This window comes from Streptomyces liangshanensis, assembly GCF_011694815.1.
Lineage (GTDB): Bacteria > Actinomycetota > Actinomycetes > Streptomycetales > Streptomycetaceae > Streptomyces > Streptomyces liangshanensis.
Map to the genome: position 1 here is coordinate 5,175,565 of NZ_CP050177.1, position 16,470 is coordinate 5,192,034.

At 74.3% G+C, this 16,470-nt stretch carries 12 protein-coding genes and 2 tRNA genes; 6 read left to right on the forward strand and 8 right to left on the reverse strand.

Features of this window, described 5'->3' with window-relative positions; genetic code table 11:
• Nucleotides 1-60: 60 nt before the first annotated feature.
• Nucleotides 61-1,086 carry a glycoside hydrolase family 6 protein gene (locus HA039_RS22390; RefSeq protein WP_167037378.1) on the forward strand — a complete coding sequence of 342 codons (1,026 nt, stop codon included), beginning with the start codon at nt 61-63 and terminating at the stop codon, nt 1,084-1,086.
• 191 nt (nt 1,087-1,277) lie between these two features.
• On the opposite strand, the gene HA039_RS22395 is transcribed toward HA039_RS22390, so the two are convergent.
• A tRNA-Lys gene (locus tag HA039_RS22395) sits at nt 1,278-1,351 on the reverse strand.
• A 183-nt stretch (nt 1,352-1,534) separates the two neighbouring features.
• On the opposite strand from HA039_RS22395, the gene HA039_RS22400 reads away from it, so the two are divergent.
• From HA039_RS22400 to HA039_RS22410, 3 genes are all read left to right on the forward strand, one after another.
• On the forward strand, nt 1,535-2,947 hold the full coding sequence (locus tag HA039_RS22400; protein ID WP_167032755.1) for a peptidoglycan-binding protein: 1,413 nt from the start codon (nt 1,535-1,537) through the stop codon (nt 2,945-2,947).
• Between the two features lie 11 nt (nt 2,948-2,958).
• Entirely contained in the window at nt 2,959-4,950 is a 1,992-nt protein-coding gene (locus tag HA039_RS22405; protein ID WP_167032757.1) for an SPFH domain-containing protein, read from the forward strand.
• 136 nt (nt 4,951-5,086) lie between these two features.
• Nucleotides 5,087-5,674 (forward strand): lytic polysaccharide monooxygenase auxiliary activity family 9 protein, encoded by a 588-nt coding sequence (locus HA039_RS22410; protein WP_167032759.1) that lies wholly within the window; start codon nt 5,087-5,089, stop codon nt 5,672-5,674.
• A gap of 211 nt (nt 5,675-5,885) precedes the next feature.
• Here the strand turns inward: HA039_RS22410 and HA039_RS22415 are convergent, their stop codons facing one another.
• Entirely contained in the window at nt 5,886-8,387 is a 2,502-nt protein-coding gene (locus HA039_RS22415) for an ABC transporter permease (RefSeq protein WP_167032761.1), read from the reverse strand.
• Nucleotides 8,381-9,208, reverse strand: a complete 828-nt coding sequence (locus tag HA039_RS22420) for an ABC transporter ATP-binding protein (protein ID WP_167032763.1) — start codon at nt 9,206-9,208, stop codon at nt 8,381-8,383. The genes HA039_RS22415 and HA039_RS22420 overlap by 7 nt, the downstream gene beginning before the upstream one ends.
• A 132-nt stretch (nt 9,209-9,340) precedes the next feature.
• On the opposite strand from HA039_RS22420, the gene HA039_RS22425 reads away from it, so the two are divergent.
• Both HA039_RS22425 and HA039_RS22430 read left to right on the forward strand, forming a co-directional pair.
• Nucleotides 9,341-10,714: a sensor histidine kinase gene (locus HA039_RS22425; protein WP_208298686.1), complete on the forward strand. Its 1,374-nt coding sequence runs from the start codon at nt 9,341-9,343 to the stop codon at nt 10,712-10,714.
• Between the two features lie 173 nt (nt 10,715-10,887).
• Nucleotides 10,888-11,385 (forward strand): phospholipase, encoded by a 498-nt coding sequence (locus HA039_RS22430; protein ID WP_167032765.1) that lies wholly within the window; start codon nt 10,888-10,890, stop codon nt 11,383-11,385.
• Nucleotides 11,386-11,492: 107 nt separating this feature from the next.
• Here the strand turns inward: HA039_RS22430 and HA039_RS22435 are convergent.
• The 5 genes from HA039_RS22435 to HA039_RS22455 form a co-directional block, all read right to left on the reverse strand.
• Nucleotides 11,493-11,566: transfer RNA gene (locus tag HA039_RS22435), tRNA-Lys, on the reverse strand.
• Between the two features lie 98 nt (nt 11,567-11,664).
• Nucleotides 11,665-12,747 (reverse strand): SGNH/GDSL hydrolase family protein, encoded by a 1,083-nt coding sequence (locus HA039_RS22440; protein WP_167032767.1) that lies wholly within the window; start codon nt 12,745-12,747, stop codon nt 11,665-11,667.
• 174 nt (nt 12,748-12,921) lie between these two features.
• Entirely contained in the window at nt 12,922-13,680 is a 759-nt protein-coding gene (locus tag HA039_RS22445) for an IclR family transcriptional regulator (protein ID WP_167032769.1), read from the reverse strand.
• 308 nt (nt 13,681-13,988) lie between these two features.
• Nucleotides 13,989-15,443 (reverse strand): amidase, encoded by a 1,455-nt coding sequence (locus HA039_RS22450; protein ID WP_167032771.1) that lies wholly within the window; start codon nt 15,441-15,443, stop codon nt 13,989-13,991.
• On the reverse strand, nt 15,436-16,395 hold the full coding sequence (locus HA039_RS22455; protein ID WP_167032773.1) for a D-2-hydroxyacid dehydrogenase: 960 nt from the start codon (nt 16,393-16,395) through the stop codon (nt 15,436-15,438). Before HA039_RS22455 ends, HA039_RS22450 begins: the two co-directional genes overlap by 8 nt.
• Nucleotides 16,396-16,470 lie beyond the last annotated feature (75 nt).

Here is a 16,470-nt window from a genome sequence, read left to right on the forward strand (position 1 = left end):
CGGTCGCCGGGGCCCCGGAAACGTAATGTGGGGGCCGTGGTCCTGGACTTGGGGGAGCGGATGGACGGCAGTGCGGTACGCGCCACGGCGCTCGCGGCGGGCACGCTGCTCCTGCTTGCTGGCTGCTCGTCCGGCGGCCCCGGCGGCGGCGCCCCCGACGCGGGCGAGCGCGCCGCGCCCACCGCGTCCGTCGGCCAGCGCCCCAAGGCGGACGTGCCGTACTGGGTGGATCCCGACGGTACGGCGGCCCGGGAGGCCGTCGCCTACGCGGACCGGGGCGACGTGGACAGCGCCCGGCTGCTCAGGAGGATCGCCGAGCAGCCGGCCGCGTCGTGGATCGGCCCCGACGACCCGAGGGGACAGGCCGAGGCGGTGACGACCGCGGCCACCGAGGCCGACCGGGACGCGCTGCTCGTGCTGTACAACATCCCGCACCGCGACTGCGGCCAGTACTCCAAGGGCGGCGCCGCCGACGGTGACGCGTACCGGACGTGGATCGACGAGGTCGCGCGGGGCATCGGCGGGCGCAGGGCCACGGTGATCCTGGAGCCGGACGCCGTCCTGCACCTGGCGGACGGCTGCACGCCGGAGGAGTTCCGGGAGGAGCGGTACGGCCTGCTCGGCGCCGCCGTCGAACGGCTCGGCCGGCAGCCGGGCACCTCCGTCTACCTGGACGCGGGCAATCCGGGCTGGCGCACGCCGGACGCGCTGTTCGAGCCGCTGCGGCGGGCGGGCCTCGCGCAGGCGGACGGCTTCGCCGTGAACGTGTCGAACTTCTTCCCGACCGCGGCGAGCGTGGACTTCGGCAAGCGGCTGTCCGCGCGGGTCGGCGGCAAACCGTTCGTGATCGACACCAGCCGCAACGGCAACGGCGCGTACACCTCGGGCGATCCCGGCGAGAACTGGTGCAACCCGCCGGGCCGCGCGCTCGGCGAGGCGCCGACCGTCAGGACCGGTGATCCACTGGTCAGGGCCTACCTGTGGATCAAGCGCCCGGGAGAGTCGGACGGCGAGTGCCGGGGCGGGCCCCGGGCGGGCGAGTGGTGGGCGGAGTACGCGGTGGGGCTGGCGCGGAACGGGGCGTGAATCCCCGGACAGGCCCGAGCGCCGGGCGCACGCGTGCGTACGTACCCGGCACACGCCCCGGGCGCGCGAAACGCAACAATGGCGGACATACGCCACGTCCGCGAGGTGTACGGGAGGGCTGCGGCGGGCGCGCGGCGCCCGCGCAACAGGCGAAGCCCCCTCACATGACGTGAGGGGGCTTCGTCCGTCGGTGCGCCGTCAGGGACTCGAACCCCGGACCCGCTGATTAAGAGTCAGCTGCTCTAACCAACTGAGCTAACGGCGCGCGCTGACCTGGAGAACTCTACCCGATCGTCGCGGGTGGACCGGACCACGCGAGGCCCCCGGCCACCTGTTGGATAGTCGTTTCTTACCTTTGATCCGTCAAAATGCGACTTGTCAAGACAGTTGAGACACTGACGCCCGTGCAGCCGCGTCGAAAGATCTTGATGAGTGTGGAGGGGATCGCATGATCGTCCCGGCCTTCGAGGAGTACGAGCCCGCTCTTGACTGCCCCTGCCCCGGGTGCGCCGCGCGGCGCCGGGATCTGGCGAGAGGCCTGCCGGTACGGGCCGGCGGCCACCCGGGCGCGCACGGCACCCGGCGGGCGTTGGTGCTGGTCACGGCGGCGGGGGTGGCGTTCGGCGCGACGGGTTCCGGCGCGTGGGCCGAGGCGGGGGCGGACGGGACGGGCCTCGACACGTTCGCGTCGTCCGGAGCCGTGCTCGCCGCCGTGCCCGGCGAGGAGCCCGAGCCCGAGACCCCCCAGGGCGGCAGCGGCCCGCTGCACGGGAAGCCCTCGCCGGGACCGGGACCCGGGGTCGGCAAGCCGTCCGCGCCGCTGCGCGCCACGACGCGGGCGGACATCATCAACCGCGCCAAGCGGTGGGTGGGCGCGCAGGTGCCGTACAGCATGACCAAGTACTGGTCGGACGGCTACCGCCAGGACTGCTCCGGCTACGTCTCGATGGCCTGGAACCTCGCGGGCAACGAATGGACCGGCAGCCTCGCGCAGTACGGCGTGAAGATCGCGCGGGAGGATCTCCAGCCAGGGGACATGCTGCTCTTCCACAACCCGTCCGACCCCAACAAGGGGTCGCACGTCACGCTCTTCGGCGGCTGGACGGACTACACGCACGCGTACTACATCGCGTACGAGCAGACGCAGCCGCACACGCGCACGCAGTCCACACCGATGGCGTACTGGAACAACTCGGCGCGGTACGTGCCGTACCGCTACCGGGGGCTGACGGAGGGGGCCGCAGGCAGCAAGGCGGTGACGGTGGCGTCGTACCCGGGCGCGAGCGCGTTCGGGCCGGGCGCGCGCAACAAGTACGTCACCCAGCTCGGCCGGATGCTGGTCGAGCGCGGCGGCAAGCGCTTCTACAGCCTGGGCCCCGGGCCGCGCTGGGAGGAGGCGGACCGGCGGGCCACGCAGGCGTTCCAGGTCGCGCAGGGCTGGCGCGGCGCGGAGGCGGACGGGCTGCCGGGACCGCAGACGTGGCGGCTGCTGGTGAACGGCCAGGGCAAGGGCATCCCGGGGGCGGGCGGGAGGAGCGCCGGTCGGGCGGCCGGGGGTGGTGCGGCCTCCGGCGGTGGCGCCTCCGCCGGTCGGGCCCCTTCCGGTGGTACGACGGCGGGGGTGCCGGCGTATCCGGGCCTCGGGTCCTTCCGGCCCGGCCGGTCGGGTCCGTATGTCGAGCGGCTCGGCGAGCGGCTGGTCAGGAAGGGCTTCGGCAGGCACTACACCTCGGGGCCGGGCCCGAGCTGGGGCGAGGCGGACCGGCGCAACGTCGAGGCGTTCCAGCGCGCGCAGGGCTGGCGCGGCAGCGCGGCGGACGGCTACCCGGGGCCCGAGACCTGGCGACGACTCTTCGGATGACGGAGGCAAGGATGACGACGAGGGCGCGAGAGAACGACGAGGGTGGCGCGGGCCGGGGCGACGGTACGGGGCGGCCGCTTCCGGGCGCCGGCCGCGGGCCGGAGGCCGACGCGGACGCTGGCTCCCAGCCGGGACCGTCGCCCTCGGAGACATCCGCGTCCTTCGCGTCGGACGAGGCCGCCCCTGACTTCTCCGTGCCGGGTACGGCCGCTCGCGGCGTGGCCGCGTGGACGCCCCCGTTCGAGGGCACGCACTGCCGGCCGGTGACGGTCCACGAGGACGGCCGCGTCGAACCGCTGCTGCCGCCTCCCACCGGGGCTGCCGAGCCGGACCGGGTCGATACGGGACGGTCGGACGGGAGCGACCCTGGCGAACAGGGCGTCGCGTCGACCGGTACGGCGTCCGCTGAGCCTGCCATTCCGGCTAAAACGGCCGACACGGCCGCCCCGGAACGGCCCGCCGCGCGGGCGGCGGAACGGGACGCCGAACAGACCTCCGCCGAGGCGGCGGCGCGTCCCTCCGTACGGCAGGTTCTCGGCCGTGATCTGCCCCCCGGGCCCGTCGAGCACCTCGCTCCCGCTCATCCGCTCACCCCCGCCCTGCACCCCATCCCCGGCCACGAGTTGAACGCGCCCGCCGGGATCCCCTCGTCCGCCGCCGCCGTACCGGTCGTACCGGCTGCCCCGGTCGAGTCCGCGTCCCCGGACGAGGCCCGCCACGTACCGCCCTCGACCCCGGCGGCCCTGCCCGCCGCGACGGCCTCCGCGTCCCCCTCCGCGTGGACGGCCCCCGCCGCGTCCCCCACCACCCCCCACGCCCGCACCGCCGACGACGACGACGCGGGTGCGCGGGACGCCGACGGGGGCGCCGACGCCCGGGCGGCGGGCGTCCAGGGGGCGGGCGTCCAGGCGGCAGGCGAGACGGTGCGGTGGAACAGTCCGCTCATCGTCGGGGAGTCCACCCACGAGATCCCCGTCCACCTCCTCTTCCGCGACGAGACCGGCCCCGCCCGCCCCGCCGCCGGTGCCCGCCGGATGCGGCGCGTGCCCGCCCCCGCGCCCGTGCCCGTCGTTCCGGTACGGGCCGCTCCGCCCAGCGACCCCAAGCTCGTCGAGCGGCCGGGGCCCGTACTGCCCGGCTGGGTCGCGGCCCTCGCCGGGCTCGTCGCCGTCGCCGCGTGCGCCGCGGTCGTGTGGTGGGCCGGGGCCGTCCCCGACGCGGTCAACGCCATGCTGCGGCTGCCGTCCCCCGCGTACCACGGCATCACCATCGCCGAGTGGGCGCTGCTCGCGCTCGGCGTGACCGTCGCGCTCTTCGCCTTCGGCGGCCTCGGGCGCGGGCGCGTTGGGCAGGCCTGGGTGCTGACGCTGTTCGGCGACTACCGGGGGAGCGTGCGCCGCACGGGCCTGCTCTGGGTCAGCCCGCTGCTGCTGCGCCGCAAGGTGGACGTACGGCTCAGGCACTGGCGCAGCGAACCGGTGCCGGCGGTCGACGCGAACGGTACGGCGCTGCGCGTGGTGGTCCTCGTCGTGTGGCGGGTCAGGGACACCGTGCGCGCCGCGCTCGGCGTACGGGACCACGAGGAGTACCTGCGCGAGCAGGTCGAGGCGGCGATGGCGCGTGTCCTGTCGCAACTGCCCGCCGACGCGTTCCACGACGAGGCCCCGACCCTGCGCAACGCGGAGGCCGTCGGTGACGCGCTGACCCGGATGCTGTCCGCGGAGTGCCGGCCCGTCGGCGTCGAGGTCTTCTCGGCGCAGCCGACGCGGATCGAGTACGCCCCCGAGATCGCCGAGGCCATGCAGCGCAGCCGGATCGCCGCGATCGACGCCCGGCACCGGGACAGCGTGCTGACCGCGGTGGTCGACGCGGTCGACGACACCGTGCACCGGCTGACGTCCCGCGGCCTGGTCGAACTGGACGACTACGAGCGTAAAGCGCTCGTCAAGGACCTCACGGTGGCCTTCTACACAGGTCGGCAGGGTACCGGCGAGAGATTCTGAGTGGTCTGGACCGCACTTGTTATGGACACGGTCAAGTTCCGTTAATACTCTAGGGCTTGGTCTAGACCGCAGACTGTACTCCCCTGCACGCGTGCAGTACGGCTCACCGAACTCCCCACGTTCTCTGGAGCGAAGCATGCGAAAGAAAATAGGCGCGGCCGTGGTCGGCCTCGCGATCGCCGGCGTTTCCTTCGTCGGAACCGGCAGCGCCAGCAGCCATGGCTACACCGACCAGCCGCTCAGCCGTCAGAAGCTGTGTGCCAACGGCACGGTGTCCAACTGCGGCAACATCCAGTGGGAGCCGCAGAGCGTCGAGGGGCCCAAGGGCTTCCCGGCCGCCGGCCCCGCCGACGGAAAGCTGTGCTCCGCCGGGCTCAGCCAGTTCAACCAGCTCAACGACCAGCGCAACGGCGCCTGGCCGACCACGAAGGTGACAAGCGGCGCGAGCTACAACTTCCGTTGGCAGTTCACCGCCAGCCACGCCACCACCGACTTCAAGTACTACATCACCAAGCAGGGTTGGAACTCCAACGCGCCGCTGACCCGCGCCGCCCTGGAGACCCAGCCGTTCCTGACGGTGCCGTACAACAACGCGCGGCCGCCGTTCACGCTGTCCCACTCCGGCCAGCTGCCCAACCGGACCGGTCGTCACATGATCCTGGGTGTCTGGACGATCGCCGACACGGCGATGGCGTTCTACTCCTGCTCGGACGTCCAGTTCTGACGGCTGATCAGGTAGCAGTGACGACCCCGATGGCCGTGGTGGCAGCGGCGATCGGGGCCGGTACGTCGTAGTCAGGCGCCCGGGGGGCGGTGCACGGCCGGTCCGCCGCCGTCGGCACCGCTCCCCGGGACGCCGCATCCCGGTACGCCGCCCCCGGGCCGTCGCCCCCCGGGGCGCTTCCTGGGCACTTCCGGGGTGCCTTCCCGCGCGGTCATTCGCGCGTCCCGGCCAGTTCCACCGGCCGCCGCCGGAGCGACAGCCATGCCGGTACGACGGCCGAGACCACCGCCGTCGCCGCGCAGGCCGCCGCGACCGCGAGGAGCGCGGACCAGGGCATCACGGGTACGGAGGGGACGCGCAGCACGCCCAACGCCCCCCACATCCCGAGCAGGTTGAGCCCGGCGACCAGGACGCCGAGCACCGCGCCCACCGCCACGACCGTCAGCGCCTCCACCGCGACGAGCCGCAGCACCTGCGCCTTCGTCGCGCCCGCGAGCCGCAGGACGGCCAGGTCGCGGACCCGGTCGGCGGTCGCCGTCACCATCGTGTTCGCCAGGGCGATCCCGCTGTAGAGCAGGGCGATGCCGAGGACGAGCAGGAAGCCGGCGCGTGTCCTGCTGTCGGTCGCCGGATAACTTGCCGCCACCCAGCTCGCCTTGGTGAAGACCCGCCCGCCGTCGCCGACTTCGGCCCGCAGGGCCGCCGCCACCGCGTCCGCGTCCCCGCCCTTCCGGACCGCGACGTCGACCCGGTCCACCGGCGCGCCCGCCGCGTTGCGCGGGGTCACGTACACGCCGTTGTCGCCGGTGCCGGCCCGCATCACGGCCGCGATACGGAGCGTTCTGCGCGTACCGTCGCCGAGCCGCACGGCCACGGACCGGCCGACGGTGTGCTCCCGCCACTCGTCGTTGACGATGATCGAGTGGTCGTCCAGGTCGGCCGACCGGCCCGCCACCAGGGGGAGTCGGGCCGTCGCGGCGAGCGCGGACGGTTCGGCGGCGCGGGCGTCGGAGCGGATCAGCGCCACCCCGTCCTCCAGGACGTAGACGGCCCCGGCGGCGGTCGGCGAGACCACGGCGCCGGGAACGCGGCGCATCCGGGCGACGGTGGCCGCGTCGAAGCCCCGGTCGCCGGCGCCGGACACCACGAAGTCCGCCGTGGTCTGCCGCCGGACCTCCCCGGCCTTGGCGTCGGCGACGGTGGCCACGGCCCCGAGCAGTGAACCGGCCAGCGCCACCGTGACGAGGACGGGCGCCGCGACGGCCGACGTGCGGCGGATCGCCGTGGACGCGTTCTGCCGGACCAACAGGCCGACCGCACCCCGGAGTCGGGCCTGCGGCCAGGTCAGCAGCCGGATCAGTGGGCGGACCAGGACCGGCGCGAGCAGCGCGAACGCCGTGATCAGCAGCATCGGCCGGCTGGTGTACGCCTTGCGGCCGAGCAGGCTGCCCGGCTCGGTCACCAGCGTGAAGGCGAGCAGACCGAGGCCGGTCAGGAGCAGCCCCGCGCCGAAGAACCGGCGGCCCCACGTCATGACCCCGCTGTCCACGGCCGCGTCGCGCAGCGCCTCGGCCGGCCCGACCGCGCCCGCCCGCCAGGACGCGGCCACCACCCCGGCCAGCGCCACCGAGAGCCCTGTCCAAAAGGCCAGTTGGTACGGCCAGGTGGAGGTGCCGATCGCGAACCAGCCGGGCGCGACACCGCTCGTCACCAGCCAGGCCGCGAGCCGGGGCGCGGCGGCGGCGCCGAGCGTGCATCCCGTCGCCGACGCGGCCACGCCGACGACCGCCGCCTCGGCGAACACCGTGCGCCGGACCTGCCCGGGCGTGGCGCCCGCCGTGCGCAGGAGCCCGAACTCCCGCCGCCGCTGAGCGACTCCGAACGCGAACGTCGAGGCGACCACGAAGACCGAGACGAAACCGGTGACTCCCGCCGCCGTACCGAGCATCGTGTTGACCACCACCAGGGCCTCGCCGTCCCGGTCCGGATCGGCGTCCGCCTGCGCGCGGGCGCTGCCGGTCAGCACCCGTACCCCTGGGGTGTCCGCCACCGCGGCCCGCACGGCTCCGGCGTCCGCCGACACGGCCAACTGGTGTACGGGAGGGGAGAGTTCGGCGGCGCGGGAGTCGGTGAAGAAGAGCGCGTGCTCGAAGCCGAGGTCCCGTACGGTGCCGACGACCGTGACCGTGCCCCGGTCGGTCCGTATCCGCATTCCCGGGGCGGCCCACCTCCCCGTCGCCACCACCTCGTCGGCGGCCTCGGGCGCCCGGCCCGCGTCGAGGCGGTACGGCGCGAACGCGGCGGCCGACCACGGGTGACCCACCAGCGCGGCGGGAGCCGCCTGCCCGGCCCGCACCTCGTGCGACGCTTGTGTCGTTCGTACCACCCGTACCACGCGTACCGCGAAGGCCCGGTTCTCCACCGTCCGGCCGACCGCGGCCACCTTCCGCACCAGCGCGGGGGACAGGGGCGGCGGGAAGTCCAACTCCTCGGTCCTGTCCCCGACCGGGGTCGGGACGCGCAGGACGCCGGACGCCTTGACCACCACCGGCGCGGCCGCGAACCGTTCGGGGCGGTGGTCGGGGGCGTCCAGGCTCGCCGCCAGCGCCAGCCCCATCGTGGCGATCAGCCCCACGCCGAGCGCCAGGGCGACGAAGCTGCCCACGAAGGTGGTCCAGCGGGCGCGCAGGGTCCGGAGGGCGACACTCAGCACGACGCGGCCTCCTGGGCGGTCTGCGGGGTGGCCTCCGGAGCGGTCTCCAGCGTGGTCATCCGGTGGGCGACGGCCTCGGCGGACGGCGCGCGGAGTTCGCCGTCGACCCGGCCGTCGACCAGGAAGACGACGCGGTCGGCGAAGGAGGCGGCGACCGGGTCGTGGGTGACCATGACGATCGTCCGGGCCTCCCGGTCGACCATGGCGCGCAGCAGGGAGAGCACCTCGCGGCCGGTCCGCGAGTCCAGGGCGCCCGTCGGCTCGTCGGCGAACAGCACCTCGGGCCGGGTGATCAACGCCCGTGCCAGCGCCACTCGTTGCTGCTGCCCGCCGGACATCTCCGAGGGGCGGTGCCGCCCCCGGTCGCCGAGGCCGACCTCCGTCAGCGCCTCCCGTACCCGGGCCCGCGCGGGGCGGTGCCCGGCGAGCCGCAGGGGCAGCGCCACGTTCTGCTCGGCGGTCAGGGCGCCCAGCAGGTTGAAGGCCTGGAAGACGAAGCCGACCCGGCGCCTGCGCAGCCGGGTCAGCCGGGCCTCGGAGAGCGCGGTGAGTTCCGTACCGCAGAGGGTCACCGAGCCGGACGTGGGGCGGTCGAGGCCGGCGGCGCACTGGAGCAGCGTGGACTTGCCCGAGCCCGAGGGGCCCATCACGGCGGTGAAGGTACCCGGCGGGAAGGCGAGCGAGACCCGGTCGAGGGCGGCGACGGCGTCCGCCCCGCTCCCGTACGTCCTGCTCACGGAGGTCAGCCGTACGGCGGCGCGGTCGGATTCGTTCTTCCCGGGACGGGCCGCAGGGCCGGGGTGCGTGGGTTCGTACGTCATGGGTCCACCCCACCCGGAACGGCCGCCCGGCACAGCGGGGCGGGACCGAGTCCCGGGGTAGGGCTGGCCCTACCCCACGGCCTATGCCCTGCCCGGTGTTCCCGGGGTCGACCGCCCCTCTACGGTCGTGCCATGTCCTCCCGAGCCGGGTCCCCGGAACGAGCCGGGCCGCCCGAAACCGTGTGGCGGGCGCTGGCCCGGCCCCGCTTTCTGCTGTCGCCCTGGCCCTGGCGCTCGGCCGCGTACCTGCTGAGCGGCGTCCCGGCCGGGATCGCCGTGCTGGTGGTGACGGTCGCGCTCGCCGTGGCCGGCGGGGTGCTGTCCCTCGTGCTGGTCGGGCTGCCGCTGCTCGCCCTGCTCGCGCTCGGCGGGATACCCGTGGCCGGGCTGGAGCGGCGCAGGACCCGGCTGGTGGACCCCCGGCCCCTGCCCGACCCGCATCGCGGGCCGCCCGCACCGGGGCTGTGGCCCTGGGCACGGACCCGGTTCCGGGAACGGGCGACCTGGCGGGAGCTGGGCCACGCCCTGCTGTTCGCCCTGGTGCTGTGGCCGCTGGACCTAGTCGCCGTCGGCCTCGGGCTGCTGCTGCCGCTGGACCTGATCGCCACGCCGTTGCTGATGGCGACGGTGGGGGACGGCCGGGAGGCGAAGGCGGTGAAGCTCTGGACGGTCACGTCCTGGCCCGCCGCCTGGGCGTTCGCCGTGCTGGGCGTGGTGTTCCTGGCCGGGTGCGGGTACGCGCTGGGCGCGGTCGCCGGGGCCCGCGCGGAACTGACCCGGATCCTGCTCGCGCCCCGGGACCACGTGCTCGGGCAGCGCGTCACCGAGTTGACGCGGTCGCGGATGCGGCTGGTGGACGCGTTCGAGGCGGAACGGCGGCGGATCGAGCGCGACCTGCACGACGGGGCCCAACAGCGGCTCGTCGCACTGACGATGGTCCTCGGGCTCGCCCGGCTCGACGCCCCGCCGGGCCCCCTCGCCGACCGCCTCCGCACGGCGCACGAGGAGGCCGGCGAGGTGCTGGCGGAGCTGCGTGAACTGATCCGGGGAATCCACCCGACCGTCCTCACCGACTACGGGCTGGCCGCCGCGATCACGGACGCGGCCGACCGCTCGGTGGTGCCGGTGGACGTGGCGCTGGACGGGGTGGCGGGTGGGTCGGCGGGGCGGTTCTCCGACGCCGTGGAGGCCACCGCGTACTTCGTGGTGTGCGAGGCGCTCGCCAACGTCGCCCGGCACAGCGGGGCGGCCCGGGCGACAGTGACCGGGCGGTACGGGGACGGGCGGCTGGTGCTCGCCGTCGAGGACGACGGGCGGGGCGGGGCGCGGGCGGCGGGCGGGAGCGGGCTGACCGGTCTCGCCGACCGGGTGTCCGTCCTGGACGGCCGGCTGTCCCTGTCGAGCCCGGTCGGCGGCCCCACGGTCCTGCGGGTCGAGATCCCGTGCGACATCCGTGCGGATTCCGTACGGGGATCCGCACCGAAGCCGCCAACCAGGCGCGTTTGAAAGGGCGTTCCGTCGCGCCACCGGTGCAGGGGGCTATCACGGCACGGGAATGTCGGGGAGGATTCTCGCAGCGGTCATCGCGCGTAGACCCGTAAGAGAACCACCCCGTTCAGTGTGAGGAAGCGCCGCGCCACCGCACGGCGTCACGCCCGTTTACGCCCGGAGGTTTTCGCATGCGCAGACGTCTGGCTCTTTCGCTCGCCGCAGCCCTGCTCGCCCTTCCCGCCGCACTGCTGTCAACCAGTCAGGCCGTCGCGGCGCCCGCGGACAAGCCGCAGGTGCTCAGTGGCTGGACGCAGGGAACCGTGAGCAGCTACAACGCGTGGGTCTCCGCCCGCGGGAATCAGGGCGCCTGGTCGGCGTACGGCTTCGACTGGTCCACCGACTACTGCTCCAGCTCGCCGGACAACCCCTTCGGCTTCCCGTTCCAGACGGCCTGTGCCCGCCACGACTTCGGTTACCGCAACTACAAGGCGGCCGGCACGTTCAGCGCGAACAAGGCGCGGCTCGACTCCGCGTTCTACACCGACCTCAAGCGGGTCTGCTCGACGTACTCCGGCGCCACGAAGGCGTCCTGCGACGCCACGGCGTGGACGTACTACCACGCGGTCGACATCTTCGGCGTGACCCCGGCGGTGGACGGCAACCGGTCGGTCGCCCAGGTCGGCTGACCCGCCGGTCCCGGCACCCCAGCCCCAGCCCCACCCCGCTGCGGCACCCCGCACGCCAGGCACACGAAGAAGGCCCCTCGCTCTCGCGAGGGGCCTTCTCCTGTCTGTGCGCCGTCAGGGACTCGAACCCCGGACCCGCTGATTAAGAGTCAGCTGCTCTAACCAACTGAGCTAACGGCGCCTGCTGACTCGAAAATAATACCCGGTGCTCGGGGGTGCTCCGGACCACGGCCTTCCCCGCCCCGGGGAGGAAGGGGGGAGGCCGTGGCCCGGGTCCTGTCAGCCCCTGGGCGGGGCGGTCCTGAGAAGGCCCTCGAAGGCGGCCTTCACCTGGCGGGCCTGGTTGTCGGCGCCCGCCGCGTTGGGGTGGACGAACGTGCACGCCTCACCGTTGCCGGGGATCTGCTCGCAGAACTCGGCCGGGGGGTCCGTCTGGTCCCCGTCGCCGGTCAGGTCGTCCTTCACCCCGTACATCCAGCGCTCCGCGGCCGGCTCGCACAGGCCGTGCGCGGCACTGGAGGCGTAGGTGTCCACATACGTGGCGCCATGGTCGGCGGCGTGGGCGCCGATCCGGTCGTTGAGCTCCCGCTCCACACCGTCCAGCCAGGGCATGTCCCCCCTGGCCACCGTGCCGAGCTGGCGCCAGACGCCCCACGTGCAGCCGCTGTTGTGGGGGATGATCGCCGGATACCCGACGACCAGGACCCGGGCCTCCGGCGCGCGCTCGCCGATGGCGGTCATCATGGCGTCGTACTCCCGGTCGAGCTGGGCGAACCTGTCCTCCAGCCACTCCCGGCCGTCGCCCTCCGTGAAGTACTTCGTGCAGGGTGTCCCGAAGCCGAGCGTGGCGAGGCCGCGCTCCAGGCACTGGGTGACGATCGAGCCGAACCCGAGGGTGTTGCCGCCGATGCCGACCGTCACGTAGTCCGTGTCCGGCCCGAGCGCGTCCAGCTGCGGCGGCTTCGCGGGCCAGCCGCCCTCGGGGGGCAGGGACGGCGGACCGAGGATCTTGTCGGACGGCTGGGGGCCCAGGATCCCGTCCTGCACCTCCGCCGCACCGCACGTGACGTCCGTGAGGTCGAGGGCCAGCTCGGCGGCGACCTGGCGGGGCCAGCTGCGCGCGGACCGGCCGCACCCGTCGCTGTCGTCCCACGGGCGCACCCAGACGTTGGCACTGTACGAGTCACCCAGCGCCACGTAACGCGGCGGCGCCTCGGCCCGTGCCACCGCCCCGGCTCTCGCCCGGCCGTCGGTGGCCTGCGCCCCGGAGGTCGAGCCGAGGACGGAGAGGGAGACGGCGAGCGCGGCGGCCGCGGCGAGCGGCACGCGCAGGCGGACCGGCACACGCAGGCGGACAGGCATGCGGAATCTGGACAATCGATCGCCCTTCGTGACTGCGCCGCGGGCACATCCCGGCGGCACATCACCAAGCGTAGTTACAGGGCGACTCCGCGTGAATGGCCGCGAGCGAGGTTGGCGAAGGGTCGCCAGATCCGTTTGATCCCAGGATTCAGAGCGTCAGCGGCACGGTCGTGATCAGAGCGTCAGCGACAAGGCCATCGGCGCCGCCCCGCGGTTCAGCCTCGCCGCCGCCGACCTCAGCCGGTGCGCGTCCTCGACCGGCAGCGACAGCGCGAGGCAGCCCACCGCCGAGCCGGCCGTCAGCGGCACCGCCGCGCACACCGTCCCCACGGCGTACTCCTGGAGGTCCAGCACCGGCACCGTCGGCGGCTGGCCCTCCAGCCGCGAGAGCAGCAGCCGCTCGCTGGTGATCGTGCGGGACGTGAAGCGGGCCACCTTGTGGCGCGCCAGGTGGTCCCGGCGCCCGTTCTGGTCCAGCTGCGTCAGCAGGCACTTCCCTATGGCGCTCGCGTGCGCGGTGGACCGGAAGTCCACCCACTCGTTCACCGCCGGGGTGCCGGGGCCGTCCGCGATCTGCGTGACCTTGATCTCGCCGTCGATGTACCGGCTCATGTAGACCGCCGCGCCGACGGAGTCGCGCAGCGCGGTCAGGGAGTCCTGGAGCTTGGTCTCCAGCGCCTCCTTGCGGGCGGCGCCGGACCCGAGCAGGACGAGCGAGTCGCCGATCGCGTACGCGCCGTCGGCGACCTGCTCGACGTACCCCTCGCGCCGCAGCATCGAGAGCATCGGCGCCAGATGGCCGGTGGGCAGGCCCGTCTCGCGGGCGATCTGGGCGTCCGTCACCCCGCCGGCGTACTTGGACACCGTCTCCAGGACGCGCAGGACGTAGTGCACCGAGTGGAACGGCGCGGTCGGCTCCGGCTTCAGCGCCACGGCTCCCCCTTGCAGGTTGTCAGCGGGTTGACAGCAGGTAGTGACCGCAGGATTACGGACCCACGATAACCGCCAAGGAGCCCGTGCGGGGCGGCTGTCGAGGAGAAGAACGGAGCGGCCCCGCGCCGTACGCAGCGGCGCGCGACCTTGGCATATGACAGTGTCATAGCTGGTAAGCGGAGTGAGAGGTCAGAGCCCCGGACGCGCGGCCCGGGGACCGTCGGCCGGTCCGGGGAGCGGCGGAACATTTCTCGGCGCCACCGCCGGGCGGACCCCTCCGCAAGGCTTCACCGTACGCTCACGGCCGCTCAGTAGGAGTCGGAAGGCGCCGGAATCCGCGCCGCGCCGGACACGTACAGCGCGTGCGCCGCGCGCAGCACCACCTCGTCCGCGTGGCGCGCCCCGACCAGCTGGAGCCCGATCGGCAGCCCCTTCCCGTCGACCCCGCAGGGCACGGTCGCGGCCGGCTGCTGGGTGAGGTTGAAGGGGTACGTGAACGGCGTCCACGCCGTCCACCGCCGCTGCCCCGACCCGGCGGGCGTCTCCCGGCCCGCCTCGAACGCGGTGATCGGCAGGGTCGGCGTGACCAGCAGGTCGTACGACGTGTGGAAGAGCCCCAGCCGGCGGCCGAGTTCGGCCCGTACCTCCGTCGCCGCCACGTACTCGCGCGCGCCGGTCCGCGCGCCGGCCGCCGCCATCTCCCGCAGCCCCGGGTCGACCAGCGCCAGCTGCTTGCGGCTGAGCGGCTGGAGCAGCCGCGCGGCCCCGGCGGCCCACAGCGTGTGGAAGGCCGCCAGCGGATCGGTGAGGTCGGGGTCCGCCTCCTCCACGTACGCGCCCAACTCGGCCAGCCGGCCCACCGCGCGCCGTACCGCCGCCGCCACCTCGGGGTGCACCGCCACCTGGCCGCCCAGCGACGGCGAGTACGCGATCCGCAGCCCCCGTACCCCCCGGCTCCCGTCGCCGTCCCGCGTCAGCGGGCCGGACACCCCGGCGGCAGGCGGGAGATGGGACCAGTCGCGCGGGTCGGGCCCGCCGATCACGTCCAGCAGGAGCGCCGCGTCGGCCGCGTCCCGCGCCAGCGGTCCCGCGTGCCCGAGCGTGCCGAACGGGCTGACCGGGTACTGCGGCACCCGCCCGTACGTCGGCTTGAACCCGAAGACCCCGCAGAAGGAGGCCGGGATACGGACCGAACCCCCGCCGTCCGTACCGATGGAGAGCGGCGCCGCGCCGAGGGCGACGGCCGCCGCGCTGCCGCCGCTGGACCCGCCGGGCGTACGGGACAGGTCGTACGGGTTGCGCGTCACCCCGGTCAGCGGCGAGTCCGTGACGCCCTTCCAGCCGAACTCCGGGGTGGTCGTCTTCCCCACCAGCACCGCGCCGTGCTCCCGCAGCCGCGCGACCGCCGGAGCGTCCTGGTCCCAGAGGTTCGCCGGGCCCTCACCCTCGGTCCGTACGGTCCGCGACCCGCGCAGGGTGGGCAGGCCGCGCTGCCGGAACGTGTCCTTCACCGAGACCGGCACGCCGTCCAGCAGCCCCTGGGGGCGCTTGCGGTGCCACCGCTCGGCCGACGCCTCCGCCTGCGTGAGCGCCTCGTCCGCGTTCAGCCGTACGAACGCGTTGACCAGCGGTTGTACGGTCTCGATCCGGTCCAGGACGGCCACGGTGACGTCGAAGGGCGAGAAGTCGCCCTTCGCGTACCCGGCCAGGAGCTGTCGTGCCGTCAGATCGGTCAGGAACGCGGAGGCCGCGGGCTCAGTCATGCAGGGGGACGTACCCACGTTTCTTGTCGACCACGTTACGGAGGGGCCTTCCGGCCGCCCACAGTTCGTACAGATCGACGAACTGCTCACCCAGCCGGTCGAGCCGGCCGACGGTGTCCCCGCTCATGTGCGGGGACACGATCAGGCCCGGCACGTCCCACAGCGGGCTGTCCGGCCCCAGCGGCTCCCGGTCGAAGACGTCGAGGGCGGCGCCGGCGATCCAGCGCTTGGACACGGCGGCGACGAGGTCGCTCCCGACGACCAGCTCCCCGCGCCCGACGTTGATGAAGCGCGCCGACGGCTGCATCAGCCCGAAGGCGCCGGCGTCGAACATGCCCCGGGTCGACTCCGTCAGCGGGGCCGCGCAGATCACCCAGTCCGCCCGGGTGAGCAGCCGCCGCAGCTGCTCGGGGCCGTGGACGCCGGGGCGCGCCCGGCTGCCGGTGACGGCGACCGTCACGCCGAGCGCGCGCAGGGTGGTCGCGACGGCCCGGCCGACCGGCCCCGCGCCGACGACGGCGGCCTTGCTGCCCGCGACCCGTAACCCCTCGCGGTGGCGCCACTGCCGCCGTCCTTGCAGCTCCAGCGTCCGCGGCAGGTCCTTGGCCATGGCGAGGACGAGGGCCGCCACGTACTCGGCGACGGGTTCCTCGAAGATGCCGCGCGCGTTGGTGACGACGGTGCCGGAGGCGACCAGCTCGGGGCAGAGCACCCGGTCGACCCCGGTGCTCGCGGTGTGCACCCAGCGGGGCCGCGGGCCCGCGCCGGGCCAGGCCGCGCGGACCGCGTCGGAGGTGGGGTCCCAGACCAGCAGCACGTCCGCGGTGGGCAGCCGGGCGGCGAGCCCGGGCCCGTCGGTGTGCAGGACCGTCGCCCGCCCGGTCAGCCTGCCGAGGCGCGGGCCGGGTTCCTGGCCCGGCGCGTCCAGGACGAGCAGGGTCGGTACGGCCATGAGGGGGAGCCCTTCCACCGGCGTCCGGGAGGTGCGGATCGACCACGCTCGCACCTCGCCAGGAGGTCGTCAACA

What these genes read in the sequence shown, in the direction of transcription:
- HA039_RS22440 (WP_167032767.1), bottom strand. Translation starts at nt 12,747, where the DNA reads ATGCCTGTCCGCCTGCGTGTGCCGGTCCGCCTGCGCGTGCCGCTCGCC.
- HA039_RS22405 (WP_167032757.1), top strand. Translation starts at nt 2,959, where the DNA reads ATGACGACGAGGGCGCGAGAGAACGACGAGGGTGGCGCGGGCCGGGGC.
- HA039_RS22430 (WP_167032765.1), top strand. Translation starts at nt 10,888, where the DNA reads ATGCGCAGACGTCTGGCTCTTTCGCTCGCCGCAGCCCTGCTCGCCCTT.
- HA039_RS22450 (WP_167032771.1), bottom strand. Translation starts at nt 15,443, where the DNA reads ATGACTGAGCCCGCGGCCTCCGCGTTCCTGACCGATCTGACGGCACGA.
- HA039_RS22400 (WP_167032755.1), top strand. Translation starts at nt 1,535, where the DNA reads ATGATCGTCCCGGCCTTCGAGGAGTACGAGCCCGCTCTTGACTGCCCC.
- HA039_RS22425 (WP_208298686.1), top strand. Translation starts at nt 9,341, where the DNA reads ATGTCCTCCCGAGCCGGGTCCCCGGAACGAGCCGGGCCGCCCGAAACC.
- HA039_RS22455 (WP_167032773.1), bottom strand. Translation starts at nt 16,395, where the DNA reads ATGGCCGTACCGACCCTGCTCGTCCTGGACGCGCCGGGCCAGGAACCC.
- HA039_RS22390 (WP_167037378.1), top strand. Translation starts at nt 61, where the DNA reads ATGGACGGCAGTGCGGTACGCGCCACGGCGCTCGCGGCGGGCACGCTG.
- HA039_RS22420 (WP_167032763.1), bottom strand. Translation starts at nt 9,208, where the DNA reads ATGACGTACGAACCCACGCACCCCGGCCCTGCGGCCCGTCCCGGGAAG.
- HA039_RS22410 (WP_167032759.1), top strand. Translation starts at nt 5,087, where the DNA reads ATGCGAAAGAAAATAGGCGCGGCCGTGGTCGGCCTCGCGATCGCCGGC.